The following is a 740-nucleotide window of genomic DNA, read 5'->3' on the forward strand; positions in this document are numbered from 1 at the left end:
CCCGCCTTCTACGGCCTGGACATTGAATACGCCTATGGCATGGACGACGAATTGCCCAGCGGCATTCGCCCTCCGACCTGGGCCTTTCTGCTCAGCGACTACTGGCGCGACAAGCTCGACCTGAGCCGCGAACAGGTCCGCACGGCGCTGGCCCATCCTCGTATCAGTGTCACTGAGTTGCACAGCGGCCAGTGGATCGAGTTGGGTGAGCAGCCACAGCTGTACCCGGTCGAGCACGGAGTGCCAGAGCTGCCGGTGCTGCTGAACCGACTGCTCAAACCAATTCGCTACGACGATCTGGGGTTGCTGGGCTTCGGCCAGTGGGACGGCGATCCCAATGAACGCTTCACCGATGCCGACAGTCGGCGCTGGATGGCCCGCTTTGATGCCGACAGCGACTGGCCGACACCGGCCAGCCGCGTCAACGCACCGCCCGCCCTATCGACACAAAGCGCCCCTGGCACCATGGCCGCCTGCTTTGTCGCCGGCATGGCCTGCCCCCAGGCAGGCTGGTGGTTCGCTGTCGATCAGGCAGATTCGCGTAGGGCCTTCAAGCAAGGCGAGACCTTCCCCGAGCGACTCAGCGACTGCGGCGACACCTTGCTGCTCTGGCAGCGAGACCCGGATCAAACACCCCCTGAACCTGCCCGTTACGCCAACAGCCATCAGCCGGCACCTCGCGCGGGGCGCTGGGAAATGGCACTGGATCGTTGCGTGGAATGCGAAGTCCTGCTCAATCA

At 64.3% G+C, this 740-nt stretch carries 1 protein-coding gene; it reads left to right on the forward strand.

The features are described from left to right. The coding region (locus H7995_RS28160) for a type VI immunity family protein (RefSeq protein WP_185819331.1) at nt 1–740 on the forward strand (740 nt) is incomplete at both ends.

This window comes from Pseudomonas kielensis (assembly GCF_014236655.1).
GTDB classification, from domain to species: Bacteria; Pseudomonadota; Gammaproteobacteria; order Pseudomonadales; family Pseudomonadaceae; genus Aquipseudomonas; species Aquipseudomonas kielensis.